At 35.2% G+C, this 15,222-nt stretch carries 12 protein-coding genes; 8 read left to right on the top strand and 4 right to left on the bottom strand.

What is annotated here, in order from left to right; genetic code table 11:
* Positions 1–25 precede the first annotated feature (25 nt).
* The 8 genes from CRO17_RS06880 (at position 26) to CRO17_RS06845 (ending at position 6,398) form a co-directional block, all read left to right on the top strand.
* Positions 26–238 carry a hypothetical protein gene (locus tag CRO17_RS06880; RefSeq protein ID WP_097040650.1) on the top strand — a complete coding sequence of 71 codons (213 nt, stop codon included), beginning with the start codon at positions 26–28 and terminating at the stop codon, positions 236–238.
* 5 nt (positions 239–243) lie between these two features.
* On the top strand, positions 244–489 hold the full coding sequence (locus tag CRO17_RS06875) for a hypothetical protein (protein WP_097040649.1): 246 nt from the start codon (positions 244–246) through the stop codon (positions 487–489).
* A 29-nt stretch (positions 490–518) separates the two neighbouring features.
* Entirely contained in the window at positions 519–1,310 is a 792-nt protein-coding gene (locus CRO17_RS06870; protein WP_097040646.1) for a hypothetical protein, read from the top strand.
* 60 nt (positions 1,311–1,370) lie between these two features.
* A complete protein-coding gene (locus CRO17_RS06865; protein WP_097040644.1) occupies positions 1,371–4,031 on the top strand; it encodes a peptidase G2 autoproteolytic cleavage domain-containing protein in 2,661 nt (886 codons plus the stop codon).
* An 82-nt stretch (positions 4,032–4,113) separates the two neighbouring features.
* Positions 4,114–4,659 carry a hypothetical protein gene (locus tag CRO17_RS06860; protein ID WP_097040643.1) on the top strand — a complete coding sequence of 182 codons (546 nt, stop codon included), beginning with the start codon at positions 4,114–4,116 and terminating at the stop codon, positions 4,657–4,659.
* A gap of 12 nt (positions 4,660–4,671) precedes the next feature.
* On the top strand, positions 4,672–5,061 hold the full coding sequence (locus CRO17_RS06855) for a hypothetical protein (RefSeq protein ID WP_097040641.1): 390 nt from the start codon (positions 4,672–4,674) through the stop codon (positions 5,059–5,061).
* Between the two features lie 61 nt (positions 5,062–5,122).
* On the top strand, positions 5,123–5,362 hold the full coding sequence (locus tag CRO17_RS06850) for a phage holin (RefSeq protein ID WP_097040639.1): 240 nt from the start codon (positions 5,123–5,125) through the stop codon (positions 5,360–5,362).
* Positions 5,363–5,450: 88 nt separating this feature from the next.
* On the top strand, positions 5,451–6,398 hold the full coding sequence (locus tag CRO17_RS06845; protein ID WP_097040637.1) for a peptidoglycan recognition protein family protein: 948 nt from the start codon (positions 5,451–5,453) through the stop codon (positions 6,396–6,398).
* Between the two features lie 65 nt (positions 6,399–6,463).
* Here CRO17_RS06845 and CRO17_RS06840 read toward each other — a convergent pair whose 3' ends face one another.
* From CRO17_RS06840 to CRO17_RS06825, 4 genes are all read right to left on the bottom strand, one after another.
* A complete protein-coding gene (locus CRO17_RS06840; protein WP_097040635.1) occupies positions 6,464–7,711 on the bottom strand; it encodes a hypothetical protein in 1,248 nt (415 codons plus the stop codon).
* A 158-nt stretch (positions 7,712–7,869) separates the two neighbouring features.
* Positions 7,870–9,210, bottom strand: a complete 1,341-nt coding sequence (locus tag CRO17_RS06835; protein ID WP_097040633.1) for a hypothetical protein — start codon at positions 9,208–9,210, stop codon at positions 7,870–7,872.
* 559 nt (positions 9,211–9,769) lie between these two features.
* Complete coding sequence (locus tag CRO17_RS06830) at positions 9,770–13,597, bottom strand: YobI family P-loop NTPase (protein ID WP_097040631.1); 3,828 nt, start codon at positions 13,595–13,597, stop codon at positions 9,770–9,772.
* Positions 13,598–13,777: 180 nt separating this feature from the next.
* Positions 13,778–14,524 carry an FRG domain-containing protein gene (locus CRO17_RS06825; RefSeq protein WP_097040629.1) on the bottom strand — a complete coding sequence of 249 codons (747 nt, stop codon included), beginning with the start codon at positions 14,522–14,524 and terminating at the stop codon, positions 13,778–13,780.
* Positions 14,525–15,222: the final 698 nt, after the last annotated feature.

Below are 15,222 nucleotides of genomic sequence, written 5' to 3'. Positions count from 1 at the left end.
TCTCTTTTTTATGGAGGTGAGACTTTTGCAAAACCAAAATACAATTACTTTTGAACAGAAAGTAGCTAATAATCTAGGTGAAAGAATTGGAGTTTTAACGGTAGATCTTGAGATTACTTATGCTGAAAGAGATTTACTTCGTCAAGAATTGAATCAAGCTAACAATCGAATATCGCAACTAGAAGAGCAATTAAAAAACACTGATGTAGCAGAACCTCAAAATAACACACAGGAGTGATTTATATGACGGCACCAATTAAAATCAAAGTAACAGGCGTAACATTTGTTTATACAGAAGATGGATTAGATTTAAAAGAAGTCGCTACTAGTTTTAATAGCACAGACACATTGCAGCAAGCATACGCAAGTGGTCAGATTATGATTAGCAAAGAAGAATATTTTGGGAATCCTAATCTATCTGCTTTGGCCGATTTAGTTAGAACAAAATTCATTGACCGGTTAAACGCGACAGAGACTCAAGATGCTTAAGCAACGCTTAGAGGAAATGAGGTGAATTAATGGATAACTCACTAGACAGATATCAAGATCCCATTATTGCACGAAAAAGAACTCAATACATAGATATTACTGGTGAAACTCACTCTGTACGTGGTGGCAGAGTCCAGTTAACTGAGATTCCAAGTAAGCGTGAACGCGTGGTAGTAAAAGGTAATAATCGTGTTTGGAAAGAAGTTCAAAGCATTAGACTAGAGCCTGACTACTTTAGAGTGGATTATGTGAATGGTGTAGTTTATTTTCATGAAGATAATGAGAATAAGTCTTTTTCCTTTGATTACAAGGGTACGGGGGCGTACTACTTCCCTGCCTCTCGAATTTGGGTTAAGGAAGAAAATGGCGAAGTTACTGAAACCCTGGATACTTTAACTACGAGAGCTGAAGAACAAGCTGATCGTGCAGAGGTCGGTGCTAACAAAGCACATGATATGGCTGTATATGCTCAAGAACTCACTTCAGATTTTGAGACAATGGTACGAGAAACCAAAAAAGACTATAAGCAAGCTGTAAACACTTATTCAGAAATTGTAACTACCTACCCTAATCCTGAGATTGGCTGGGTGGTCACAGCTATAGATACTGGCCGTAGATATCGTTATGATGGATTTGAATGGGTCTTTCTTGATGTAGTGCAGTTTGATAAGTTAGATGTCTTTGTCTCCCCTATTGCCCCTGTGAATGTTAACCTTGTATGGATTCGAAAAGATGTTAAAGAACCATATCTTACCCGTATCACAAAGTCCTCTACTCCCCCAGAAGATAAACGACTCATTTGGCTAGAATCTATAAATTAAAAAGCAATTAGAGGCGCTCCTTGTAGTGCCTCTTTCTTGTTAAATGAAAGGTTGTGAATTATGGATCATCGTTTTAGCACATATGACAGAGCTACCCATGTTTGGAAAGTAATCGGCACTAGCGTATTCTTCGATGAAAACGGCAATCGCTTTACACCTGAAGAGCTGCAAGAGATTATCGATAAAGTTTTTGAAGATATTACAACAGTAAATACTAGCTTGACCGGCATGCTACAAGAAGTTGATAACACGCTGAGAGCTCTAGAAAGTGAAATTGGTGACATCTCTCAATTTAAGACTAGTGGGATTACACTAGTTGAAAAAATCATTAATGAGTTTCATACTCGATCAGTTAATGTTCAGGAATATGGAGCAGTTGCAGATGCTAACTACTTCAATCCTGCCACCAAAAAATATTATGCAGATGCTAAATTCACTAAAGAAGCAACGGATAATACTGCAGCATTTGAAAAAGCATTAGGCACAGGACGAGTTAAAGTATTTGTACCTGGTGGGAACTACATGGTGCAAAACTTAAAGATACCATCTTACGTAAAATTCTACGGTGCAGGTGCACATACAAAAATCATGTTGCATCACTCTGCTCCGCGTAATGCCGATCTGCTGAGACTTAAGAGTCACACTACCCCTAACATGTATATCTACATTGAAGATATGACACTGGATTGTAACAGGCTTCGAGAAGCGACGGTAGAAAGCGGTGACGGTACAGGCTGTGGCTTGCGCATCGTAAATGGCCAATACATCTATGTTAACAACGTTCACTCCCTCAATCCTTACCTACATGGTTTTGATGTAACTTCCCCAAAATACAATAGCTCAACTGATTCGGAAAAAGTATATCAGCAAAATGGCTGTAAATATGTATGGATCAACAACTGTACTTCTACAAACTTTGGTGATGATGGTTTCACAACTCACTTCTCTGATTTCGTTTTCCTCTCTAACTGTCGTGCCTACGATGCAAACGGTGACGCTCACCATAATGGTGCTGGTGGAAACTCAAACGGATTTGAGGCTGATGATGGATCCAAGCATGTTTGGTTCCTGAATTGTTTAAGTGAGAACTGTAGTCGTGGATACGAAGTTAAGGCACACAGTACAGCACCTGCCGGACAGAACGTCCACCTGGTTAGCTGTGTTTCTAAAAATGACTGTCGATCCTTTGACTTGCGACACATTGGATTCCATACAGCTAGTGCCCCAGTTTCTACAACAGCATTCAACGTGACACTAACAAACTGTACCTCCATTACTCCTTACCAGAACGACATTTATCCAGGTCTTTCACCCCGAGCTCTTGTTATTTCTGCATATAGAAACGTGTCCATTTCAAATTTCACTGCTATTGGCGATCCTTCACACGATTATAAAGACATCCCTGTGGTCGCCTTCCAGTATAAGAGCAGCAACATTACAGTTAACGGAATTAACATTCGTGGATTTAAAACAGCTGGCTCCGATATTTACGTAACAGGCGGTGCTCAAAAAGCAGACTTTGTATCCTTGTCCAACGTTAACCTATTCGATTCTGCCAGAGTCGGTATTCGAGTAGGTAGTAAGATTAATAGTGTAAAGCTAATTGGTGCCAACCTTCAGGGATCAAACTTGGCTGATTCAGTCGGAATTTGGTACACAAACTCGCGCACTCACATTGTAGGTGTAAGTGGATCCGGCTATAAGATACCTGCTCGTGTAGCTGGTAGTGACTATACTTACTTCCCGAACATCTTGCCAGGCGGATTCCGTGCTGCTACCTCCTCTGGCCAAGCAGTAACAGATTCCTCAGCTGTAATTGCTAGTACCTCAAACTCCATTGCAGGCAATAGTAAAAGTGCTGTAATTGCTTCCTCTAGTGGTAACGCTGGCGGAGAAGCTTCTGCCGTAATAGCAACCACTGGTGGCGCAACAACTGGTGGTGCAAGGACAGTCGTTATGGCCTCTTCTGGTGGTTCTCAAGCTCATGGTAGTCGTGCAGCAGTTATTGCGTCAAACAACTCACAGATTAAAGGCGACGTTACTTCTCGTTCTATTCTCTCCTCTAACGGTGTTAAGCTAACAGATCAAGACAACTATTCAGTTGCTGGTGGATATGGAACAGGAGAACCAAGCAGAGCAAACATCAAGTGGTACATCGATTCTATGAACGGAAATATTACTTCTACGGGTCAATTTAACGGGGGGTCTACTTTCAGTGACTTTGCCGAGTACTTTGAATCCAAAGATGGTAAATCAATTCCCTCTGGTACATTAGTTACAATTGATGCTGATAAAGTAAGACCTGCTCAAAAAGATGAATTAGTAATCGGGGCAATTTCGGAAACTGCAGCCATTCTCCTTGGAGGCTCACAGTTTCATTGGCAAGGTAGATATAAGCGCAATGAATTTGGCGGAGTAATTTATGAGCAGATTACAGATCCAGAGTCTGGTGAGGTTTATAGCTCTCCTGTTATTAATCCAAACTACGTTGAAAGTGCGGATTATGTTCCGCGTTCGGATAGACCTGAATGGAATGTGGTTGGATTGCAGGGACAGTTATTTATTCGAGTAGCAGATGGTATTGGATATGGAGATTATCTAACTGCTGACAACGGTGTCGGAGTTAAGTCTACAGAACCCACTAAGATTAGAGTTATGAAGCTTACTTCCCCTTATAATGCTACGCGTGGTTACGGAATTGCTTTATGTTTGAAAATGTAAATGAAAATCTAAATAAAATTGACCTTTTATATAGAGATATATAGAAGGTCTTTTCTAATTTTATTAAAAGGAGTGTGAATTTATGGCAGTACTCAAGATACATGATGACGAGACGGATTCTTGGATTATGGTCAGAACTGGAGCAGTATCCGATGAAGAAGAAACAATTCATCTGGATATAGATGACTTCATCAAGATGATTAACGATATAGCCACCCTCTCCTCCTCCCTTACCTCGCTGAAAACTCAATCAGACAATAATAAAATCACGATTACTAACCATGCAGAAAGTAAGGATAACCCTCACGCCACTACCAAAGCTCAAGTTGGTCTTGCTAATGTCGACAATGTGCAACAAGCCTCTAAGAGTGAATTTGAAGCACATACAGGTAGTACTAACAATCCTCATGGAGTTACAAAATCTCAAGTTGGCTTATCAAACGTAGACAATACAAAGCAGGCTACGAAAATTGACTTCGATAATCACATCTCTAATACAGATATCCACTGGACAAAAGAACAAAGAGATGAGCTAGTGGCCAAATTAGCAAATCTAGAAGCAAGACTAGCAGTCCTAGAGCAACCAGATCAACCTGAATCCGGTGACACTGCCCCACCAACGACTTGAGGAGAATAAATTATGACAATGGAGATACCAGAGCGCTTGGCGCAGTTAGAGATTATTGTAAAGAACCATGATAAGCGAATTAGTAAACAGGAAGAAAATACAGAAATACTCAATAAGTTGTCTCAGCTCTCAGAAATGCAGATAGAGTTAAATAAAGATATGAAGGTACAAATGGAGAAATCTAATGAAATCATGTATTCCACAAGGACAGATGTGGTTGAAATAAAGAAGGATATGACTTACTTAAAAGATGAGGTCGGACAGTTGGATGAGAGAACAACAGATCTTGAAGATGACAGCGAGGATGATCTAAAGAGCTGGAAGAAAACAATCGTTACAATTGCCACTTCTGTTATTTCAGGTATTGTTCTCGCGCTGTTCGGAGTATGGATTGGCAAGTAAGAGGTCGGGGTGAGACTCCTCGGCCTCTATTTTTATACATATTTCTGAGGAGGAATTATTTATGGACAAAGGTACAATTATCCGCTCTATCGTATTGATCATAGCCTTGGCTAACCAGTTATTGATGGCCAATGGTCTAACCCCTATTCCTGGAACTGAGGATGTATGGGGTGAAGTATTAGCTACAATTTTTACTGTAATTGCTGCTGGCATAGCATGGTTTAAGAATAACTACGTTACAGCTAAAGGGCAGATGCAAAAAGAAGCACTTCAAAAAGACGGGTTAACTAAAACTGAGTAACAGAATTACATATCTTCTATCACTTTATGAGACACGGCTTATACTGTGTCTCTTTTTTTCATACAACTTAAAGGAGTCGATAAAATCAATGGGGATTAAAGTTAAGAAAGACTTCGTATCTAAAAGTAAATATAGTATTAAATGCCCTAATACCATGTCAGCTAAGTACATAACTTTCCACAACACAGCAAATGATGCTTCGGCTCAGTCTGAAATCAATTATATGAAGAATAACAATAACGAAGTCTCCTATCATTATGCAGTTGATGATAAGCAAGTGATTCAAGGAATACCTGAGAATCGCAATGCTTGGCACTGTGGAGATGGATCCGGTGTTAACTCGGGTAATAGGACTTCTATTGGTGTTGAAGTTTGCTACTCTAAATCCGGCGGTGCAAGATATAAAGCAGCTGAAAAGCTTGCCATAAAATTTATAGCTCAACTACTTCACAAAAAAGGCTGGGGTATTAATCGAGTCAAGAAACATCAAGAGTGGTCTGGTAAATACTGCCCTCATCGTGTCTTAGATGAAGGCCGCTGGAATGAGGTCAAGCAGGCAATTGCCAATGAGCTAGCCTCGCTTAAAGGTGGTAAGGCTGAAGCTGTTAAAAAAGAAACTAAGTCTTCAACTAGTGGTTCTAAAGGGAATGCTAATGTTCGTGAAGCGCAAGCATTCCTTAACTCTCGTAATTACCCTAGAAAAGCTAAATTCACTAAGTTAATTGTTGATGGCTACACTGGGCCCAAGTCTTTAAACGCAGCATTGCGCATCCTTCAATATTATGGTGGAACAGATATTGATGGTATCTGGGGTCCTAAGACTCAGAAAGCTACAAAAGTACTTAGTGTCCACAGTTATTCCAAATGGTGGACTCACCTAGCACAGTCAGCTCTTGTACTGAGAGGTGTATATGTATCAATTGATGGAGTTTACGGTTCTGGCACTAAAGCTGGGGTTATTAAGTTTCAAAAATCTAAGAAGCTTATTCCGGATGGTATCATTGGCCCTCAGACATGGAAAGCATTAGTCGGATAAGACTAAATTTTAATACCCCTAATCCATTGATTTGGATTAGGGGTATTTTTTTGTTTCTATGAATATTAATTGCTCGTTGAAAATTCATCCCAAGGAACACCACTTAGTTCGCCAAAGTCACATGTCCATGCTTCATAAGTCTTACCCGATTGGCCGTCTCCTCCGTGATTTTTAATATCACCTTCGCCTGTTTTAGTACATTTAGAAGTTGAAGTGCCCCCACCATCAGTAGTACTATTAGAGGGCTTTTGAGAGCTTGCAGACTCATTACTGGTCTTAGATGAACTAGAACCGCTGGACGAGGAACTGGAGCCTCCGCTGCTTACAGAGTTACTAGATGAACTTTTAGAACCACTTGAGTTGTTTGGGGTACTAGTAGAAGAACCACCTTCAGACACCTCTGTGTTTGAGCTTTGTGAACTAGAGTTTTGAGTTTCTGTTTGTGTTTTTGCTACCTTTTCAGTTACAGCTTCTTGAGCTAGCTTTTCAGTTTCAAGCCTAGATTCTTCTTCAGCCTCTGCTTGTGCTTGTGCTTCCGCTTCTTTGCGAGCTTTTTCTTCATTAGACTTAACTTGTTTTAAAACTAGTTCTAGTTTATCTTCTAGCTTTTTCTGAACAGACTCGTTCTTAACGAAATCCACCTCGTCTTTAGCTTCGTCATACTGTTTCATTGTTACGTCTTCTTTTACATTGTCAACTTTATACAAGGCATCAATAGCTTTTTTAGCTGTATCAATTTGGATCAACTGACCATCGGCTTGTTTAACCAAACCCTCAAGTGATAAGTACCAGTCATTATCCTCTTTGACAGATCCAAGAGACTTACTTACATTCTCTACAGTCTTAAAATCAACATTGTCAGCAATTGCTACATCGCTAATTATAGAAGATACAATAGCTTTAGTAGAAAACAAACTGTTGACTAGCTTTTGAGATTCGAATTTGCTCTGGATTCGTTTAAATTGATCATCGACTTCTTTTTTACTATCACTAACGATTTTAATCTCATCATTCAATTCATCTTTTTCTAATTCATAATCAGTATATGTATCTTTAATTTGTTTGAGAGATTCTTCAATCTTAATAAGATTATCTTCTGTTAGATCTTCGGAAAGGTAGCCGCCCTCTAGCTCAAAATTGTTGATAGTATCTGCTAGTTCTTTTAATTTCTTATTATCTGCATTAATATCTGACTTTGCTTCAGCTACTATCTCTTTATGATTATTGACAGTTGTTGCGTATGTAGCAGTTCCACCAATTCCAGCGATACCTAAAATTATCGCAGTAGTTATAATGACTGATTTCTTTTTCAATTACAATTCCCCTAACATAAGTACAATGAACTAATTTTTGGTTATATTGTAACATTATTAGGTAATTTAATCTATCAAGTTGGGATTTTTATATAAAATTAGATTCAAATTCCCCCTTCTCATTAATTTGAGAAGGGGGAATTTTTTGTGTTTAAAGACTAGTACATTTCACTTGTTATGAAACTCCTGTCAGTAAGTGTTAAAGTAGCATCAATGTTAATATCTATATCCTCGTCATTGTGGGGATCACGATGAGTTCTTCCAAGGTAAAAAATAAACTCTTGGTTAAGCGCTTTAATGTAATACTCCTTTGACAATTGGAGAGCTTCAAGATTCTCAATAATACCTTCTAACGTGCCAAAATCATCCTCAGAAAGCTCATGAACTTTATGAGATCTTTTAATATACATTGTATATATTGCACTATCTAAGAGCGCTGAGTCATAATTATCTGCAATTTCGTGTGCATACGGTTCTAGCATAAATTCTAATTCAAGCATCAGATATTCATTAGTGTAATCAGTAAGCAAACTTACATTTTCTGGTTGTTGAAGAATATCTTCTATCTTTTTTATTTCTTCCGCATTTAGCTTATCCTCTAGATCAGAGTCCCCCAACAACTCTCTGACAATAGAGAATCCTACCCCGGAGTTGCTATAGATTGACTTATAATTTGCTGATGATAGATATAGTAGATAAGCGTCTTCCTTATCTAAGGTAATTTCACACATTAGGCAGTGGCCAGTGTATCCTCTTTCTTCAGATTTATCCCAAATTATATTTTCTTTGATAAAGAAAGATTTATCACAACAAGGGCACTCGTGGTAGGTAATATATGCTTCCTTTTTTATTCTATCTGAGCGCTTCTTAAATTCATCTGTTTTGCTGAGAATAGCACCTAATTTTTCCTTGCCTTTTATGAATTTAGTATTGAGTTTAAAGAACTGTATGAAACGCCATACGTGGAATTCCTTAACTTGCACGCTACCAATTAGATTTAAATCATTAACTATAACATACTGATCAAATTTAGGTATGAGTTTAGTATATATAGGAAAAATTACTGTAATCACTTGGGTTATTAAGTATATTATTTTCTTATCTGTAAGATCATACTCATGATGCGTAATAGCATTTCTTACAGTATTTAATCGCTCAAAACTGCCAAATTCAGTTTTGTCGAGCTGAATATTATTTAAAACTACTGTCCTTTTAACAGCTTCCTTAAATGTTATGGTTTGCCCGATATAGTCCCTAGGGTTTTTGTTTATTATCATATCTAACTGTTCACTAAAATATCCTTCTATATCACCATACAATAGTATTTCATTTTTATTGTGTATCATATATTTGAACAACGTTTCAATAGAATGATGTAAGCCTATTACTATGTCTTTAATCATTAATTCTCTTTCAGTTTTATTTTGTTCTTTATCTAGCTGTTTTAAATTTTGTATCGCTTTTTTGAATGAGTGCAATCCGTTTTCTATTAGCTTCATATTCCAATATCTCCTCAGTACCATTATCATGCATAACTTCTAAATAATAGCACCAGAAGAACGGTGTGGCAATATAGATTAGATCATATTAAAGAAGTAATTGATTAAAACCTCAAAATAAATAGAGACAGTTTTCTGTGCTGACTCTGTTGCAAAGATTCACGGATTAGAGTAAATTATATACGTAACCAAATCATATGCAAATATTGGTTTGTGTAAAATGCCCTGGCTTCGTGCTCATCACGCGGAGCCTTTTTCTGATGATGATCATATTTGAAGGAATATCGAATAAAATTCATGTTTTATTTAGCTTTGACACCAATGGTAGTGAATGTCCTCATATACTCCTCATTGTGACAGTTGATGCATAGTGTATCAAGGGCTCCCAACTCAAGAGCAAGCTTAGGGTGTTAGTCCTTGATGCGATAAATCTAATGTCCTTTGCTAAACTACATTTATACACTGGCATTCAGAGTTGTCACGCACCCAGGTAACAAGCCTAAGCCTGCGTCATGGTCCTACTTATTCAAGCTTTACTTTCACTGTTTTTTTAAGACTATTATAATGCTAAAATATCTGGCCTATTACGCCCGCTTGCGCGGAAAAGTTCTTTGTTTTGGTTATCTGTAGCGAAATCTTTTATCCATTTTCTTTCTTTGAAATTATCTAAGATTTTTTTATTGATTTTGTTTACTTCAAATGTAGGCCTTTTTCTTTCTAATAAGCTTAGAAAATCTATCATTTGAAGAACTTTAAGGCATTCTACTACTAGTTTATCCTCCATTTCAGGTAGATATTGAGCAAACAATTCCTTTTTAGTTTCCAAATCGACTTGATCTACCAGAAACATTTCCTTAAGTAATTCAAAAGGTATGGAATAGCCTTCGGATATAATTTTATTAATATGCTGGATAGAGATGTTTTTTATAGCTCCCTTAATAGGCTTACTTCTTTCCTCAGTATAGCTATTAAGCAAAAATAAAAGATCTTCAACATTGAAATTATGTTCTAAAATGTGTAGTTTTACTGCGTTTGAGTAATTTTTTCCCTTTAATGTGATTATACCGGTGGAGAATTCAAGCAAACTGATTTTATGTTTATCCCCTACATCCGCATCTAATATTGATAGAAGTTCATCCATTTCAAAATTATCTTCGTTAATAACTTTTTCCGTGTATTCACGAATATTATGGATAATGAATTTTAATAATAATCTACTGTAATTCTCTCTTATAAAGATAAGGTTCTTTTCTGTCATGCGTACAGTATCGATTTTTATGAGGATTTCCATCTTACTCAATTCGATCTCAGTATGCGAAAATGAATTGTAATACCGCCCAAAATTATTGAGTATAGATTCGTATCTTCCATTTTCCAGTTCATCACTTTTTACTATTGCATTAAAGAATTTTGAAGTTGATCCTTCCCCAAATTGGTTATCGATGGATATCGACTTAAATGATAATAGCCGATCCGACCCGTTTATAAAATCAATCAAATGGGGATCTAATTCATTTTGGAAGAAATATTTTAAAATATTATACTCCGAGTATTCAACTACCAATTTTTCTAATAACAAGTCCCACATATCAATGTCTTTAACACTATCAATGTGCTCAATAGTTGTCTCCAAGTAGCTTATATACGTAAATTTATCCTTTTCATCAATTTCGGAGTGATTAATTATTGACAATGCAACAGGTTCTGCGTCTGTTATACGCTCCTCACAGTTATCCAAAATTTCATTAACATACTGACTAAAATTGTTATTTATATATTGTGCTAAAGGTTCATCTGGCTTAGAAATCACCAAAGTATAATTTTTATTTTTGAAATCATCGCTTTTAATGACTCCATAAATATTTTCTAAGATTAAACAAATAAGGTTAAATGTCAGTTTGTACAAATGATTTTCATATACTTCTTGGAACAATCTAGTGTTTGCATTTTCATAATTAACCCAGTCGAATTTGACTTTAAGTAGAGAAAAACCAGCAATCAACTTTTCGATATTTGGTGAATCTATATCAAGAAAATCATGACTACCAGATATAAAATCAGTTAGATAATTTCTTTTATTTAGCTCTAAGATTTCAGCTTCTGAAGAATAATACAAACTATACACAGAGTACTGCTTTGTCTGTTCATAGTTAAAATCCGCCTCATCTTGTATACTTTGAAAGATATTTGGCCACATATTATTTATCTCTTTTATAAATAACTCAATTTCTGGTTTTTTACTAAGCTCTAAAAAACCACTAATAAATACAAAGTTCTTTGTGTCCTTTAATTGCTTAAGAAAGCTACTTAGATACCTAACGTTGGTTATTTTTGTGGTTAATAAATAGTTTAATAAATCAAAATTAAGGACTTCAACACGCTCAAAATGTCCAATATTTAATCTATCAATTACCTTTTCCGGCTCAATTATTGTATAGGAATAGTCTTTTGCCAATTGATCCGTAACACTTAACAAAAAATTCTTATCAATACGATTAAGGCTATTTTCATAAAAGTATGTCATATAATCCGAATAGTTTTCTTCAATGTATCCATAGCGTACTAAATATTTTATGAGCGGAAAATAATTACTTCCTTTAATTTCGTTAAACGTATTTTTTTCTCCAATTTCATTTGTAAATATAACGTTAAAAATACTATCGATATTTTCTTTACTAATAAAATCTTTCAACTTACTATTTCTTATATTGTTTTTTTGTTTTATTAATTTCTTATATTCAACTCTTAACTTTTCAGTTTGATTCTCCACATTTCTTTCAATAGCTTTTTTTCGTTTAATATAGTTTTCATCCTCTCTTACTTTTTTAAGTGGAGAGGTTACATCAAGATGTTGATTATTTTGATACCCATAAGAATAATAGACTTGATCAGGACTCTTGCTTATTGCTTCAATCAATTGAACTTGAGTTTTAAATTCCGATATCTTTCGTCCTCCTACACTACTTATTTTATAATTTAAGAGTAAATATAGAGCATCTAGTTCTATAAGAGATTTTAGCATTTCATTCTCTGATAATTTAATCTGCTCTTCTATTTCATCTATCTTTTGATTAATTCTTTCTATTTCCTTTTCAGTAAACAAAGGTTTATTTTCAAACAACGTATACATATAACCAGTTCTTAAATGAAGATCACTGAAATCTTTAGGAAAAATATTCTTATATACAATGATTCCTAGAAGTTTATTATTATCTAGGTTCAAATATGTTGAATTGCTTTCCTGCTCAGTTAGTGGTTTAAGCCCCTTGGACAATATACGATCATAGTAAATAATAAACTCATTATATATATTCTTTAAAATTCTCATATCATCAATATATAGTGATAACTCATTAAGAAAATTCTCATCGAATAGTTCTAAAATATGTCCTTCAGTAAAATGATCAATTAGTTTGTCATAGGAGTTAGAACCATCTATAACTGGAACAATGGGAAGGATAAAGTCAAAAAACTTTGTGCGATCTTTTGACGTAAATATATTATCTTTTATTAAATATAAAAAACGAATGGGCGCTTTATTTTCTTTATCCTTTTTATTATTAACAAGTGTATTAATTTCCCTTAACTTCTCAAATATTTTATTGGCATTAAATCTGTCCATATCTTCGAAAACAATTGCATCAGCATTAGAGTTCTCAAACAAGTATAATACCTCATTTAAATATTTATCAAAGAATGAATCTTCCTTTTCTTCAAATATCTCTATTTCATTCCCTTGTAACTTGAGCCTTTTTAGAAAATTTTTATTCCTTTGAAGTGTAATCATATAATATGTTGCTATTCCTATAATTACAAAACACGCTAAGCCACTAAATAGTAAAACTATATTACTTGTTGTCCACATTAATATACTTTTTAACCAACTTGCGCCTAATGTAGGAACAAATGATGCCCATTTATTAAAAGAAAATACATAATAAAGATTAACTAAAAATATGGTAAAAATTAAAGTAGTTAAAAGAATCTTTTTGGGTTCAGTTTTTTGTTTTACCTTAAACTTAGTTTGAGGAATTTTATTTTGTTTGATCTGATGAATAAGTTGATTAAGAATTTTCCCTTCTAAAACCGTACTATCAGTCTGAGAATCATCTCTAGGAGCTTCTCCTTTTCCATCTAAAAAGTTATCCGGTGCTGTTTCAGAAAAATGCGCAAGAGAAATATGTAAGAATTGCTTATCCGAATTATTTTTATAGGACTCTATTACGCTGCTTTTCCCGGCACTGTAGGGGCCAGATATTGCTACATTCTTAATATCGCTGTTATCAAAGACGAAATTAAGGGCATTTTCATAAACCCTTAATTCAACATTATTTATAGGGGTTAATTTTTGGAACTTATATTTTTTTTCGTTTTCCTCTTGGTTCACTTTAAAACCTCCATAGAGAGATCTATATTCTCTCCACTATATTCATATATATTATTGAAAAATCGTTAAGAATAGCTGAAGTTTATAACTAAACATTTATAATGTAATAGTGATGAGTAATTGTGGATTGACATCATACTAAAATCACTAAAGAAGAAGCATTGTGTTTTTTACCTTCCTTTATAATGAATTAACGTGCCTTGAAAGGCCATCAAGATCAGGAAACATAGAAAAATGGCTAACACCAGCCTGTCTTAGAAATGAGTGAGCATCACGCATTACCTCTTCAGGGATTGCGATTTTTTTCAAACTACCTTCTTTAACTAGATGCCCATCATGTTCTTCTTCCAATGGAGTACCTGCTGCTCCTTGTATAGTAAACATGCCATGTTGAGCCACTATTCTGGAACTGTTCCTTAAGGGATATGTTGCAACGGAATGATAAAGTTCATTTTCTTTAACTTCTTTCTGCTCCTGATGAATATAAACCTCAAAAAAATCCTCGTAACTAATGTTAGTTGATTTAAATGAAGCTTTATTTAGCGATAATTTATTTAGCCTAAGTGGACTTAGCATCCAAATTACCGGTTCTTTTCCTGGTATAGGATTTAATAAAGCAAAATAGAGTGCAACTGCAAAGGATTCAGTCCAATCAAGTAATCTAGTTTTCACTCCATGATGCTGCATTACAAATAGCTGGCTCCAGTCATCTTCATTTAAATACAAATGACCCATCCTTTTAAAAACCTCGTACCTGTTTCTTTCATGAGCTATATATGCTTTTATGGTTGGATGATGTTCTCTGTACATGCCTGAATTTAGCTTGTATTCTGAGTTATTAATTCCTCTATACCAAACATATCTGTTATCGTCTTGAAAATGTTTAACCTCATTCATTATTTTAAACCATTCATTAGAATAACTCATCGCGCTCCCCCTAATTACCAATGTCTAAAAGTTTTGCAAAACCACAAAAAGACTGCAAGCCTTGAAACAACTAGTTCCATAATAACCCATGGAAATGAGTTACACATAGCATTTTTATGAATAATTCACTATGAAATTATCAGATTAAGAAAAATAACGTCGTTAATTGAACAAACAAAAAATCCATCCTTTTGAATTGTATAGTACTTAAATCTATATAAAATGCATCTTTTATTTAGATTTAAGGTTGGACATGGATCTTCATTTGTTGGCGGGAATACTGATCCTATAACGTCCTCCTTGTGCCCTCACACCTTACTTTCATGAATCCTTACTTACGCAGGCAGGCTCCTTTTCTAGATAGTTCTTAATTACTGATCGAATAAAATAACCCCCACCTGAGTTTGATGGGGGTTAGAAAATATCACACTATTCTTTCTTTATTTCTATGATAAGTAAAGAATTACTTATAAGAAAACCTCATTTACTTATGGTACGGTTCACCATGGATGTTTTTAGATGAGAATAAACTCAATACTCTTCTTCAATTTCATTTCTTCTAATATTGGACGCTTTGTTTACATTTGTAGTTAAAAAATAAAAGAGCCAGTTGTTATCATTCCCTTGTAACCTAGTTGCTTCAGGAGCTTCCTCTGTCTCTTCTTCCGTTCCTTCAGCTTCCTCTGTTTCTTCTTCCG

This window comes from Terribacillus aidingensis (genome assembly GCF_900215625.1).
GTDB classification, from domain to species: Bacteria; Bacillota; Bacilli; order Bacillales; family Amphibacillaceae; genus Terribacillus; species Terribacillus aidingensis.
This window is presented reverse-complemented; position numbering and strand designations above follow the sequence as displayed.

What these genes read in the sequence shown, in the direction of transcription:
- CRO17_RS06875 (WP_097040649.1), top strand. Translation starts at nt 244, where the DNA reads ATGACGGCACCAATTAAAATCAAAGTAACAGGCGTAACATTTGTTTAT.
- CRO17_RS06870 (WP_097040646.1), top strand. Translation starts at nt 519, where the DNA reads ATGGATAACTCACTAGACAGATATCAAGATCCCATTATTGCACGAAAA.
- CRO17_RS06865 (WP_097040644.1), top strand. Translation starts at nt 1,371, where the DNA reads ATGGATCATCGTTTTAGCACATATGACAGAGCTACCCATGTTTGGAAA.
- CRO17_RS06860 (WP_097040643.1), top strand. Translation starts at nt 4,114, where the DNA reads ATGGCAGTACTCAAGATACATGATGACGAGACGGATTCTTGGATTATG.
- CRO17_RS06855 (WP_097040641.1), top strand. Translation starts at nt 4,672, where the DNA reads ATGACAATGGAGATACCAGAGCGCTTGGCGCAGTTAGAGATTATTGTA.
- CRO17_RS06850 (WP_097040639.1), top strand. Translation starts at nt 5,123, where the DNA reads ATGGACAAAGGTACAATTATCCGCTCTATCGTATTGATCATAGCCTTG.
- CRO17_RS06845 (WP_097040637.1), top strand. Translation starts at nt 5,451, where the DNA reads ATGGGGATTAAAGTTAAGAAAGACTTCGTATCTAAAAGTAAATATAGT.
- CRO17_RS06835 (WP_097040633.1), bottom strand. Translation starts at nt 9,210, where the DNA reads ATGAAGCTAATAGAAAACGGATTGCACTCATTCAAAAAAGCGATACAA.
- CRO17_RS06825 (WP_097040629.1), bottom strand. Translation starts at nt 14,524, where the DNA reads ATGAGTTATTCTAATGAATGGTTTAAAATAATGAATGAGGTTAAACAT.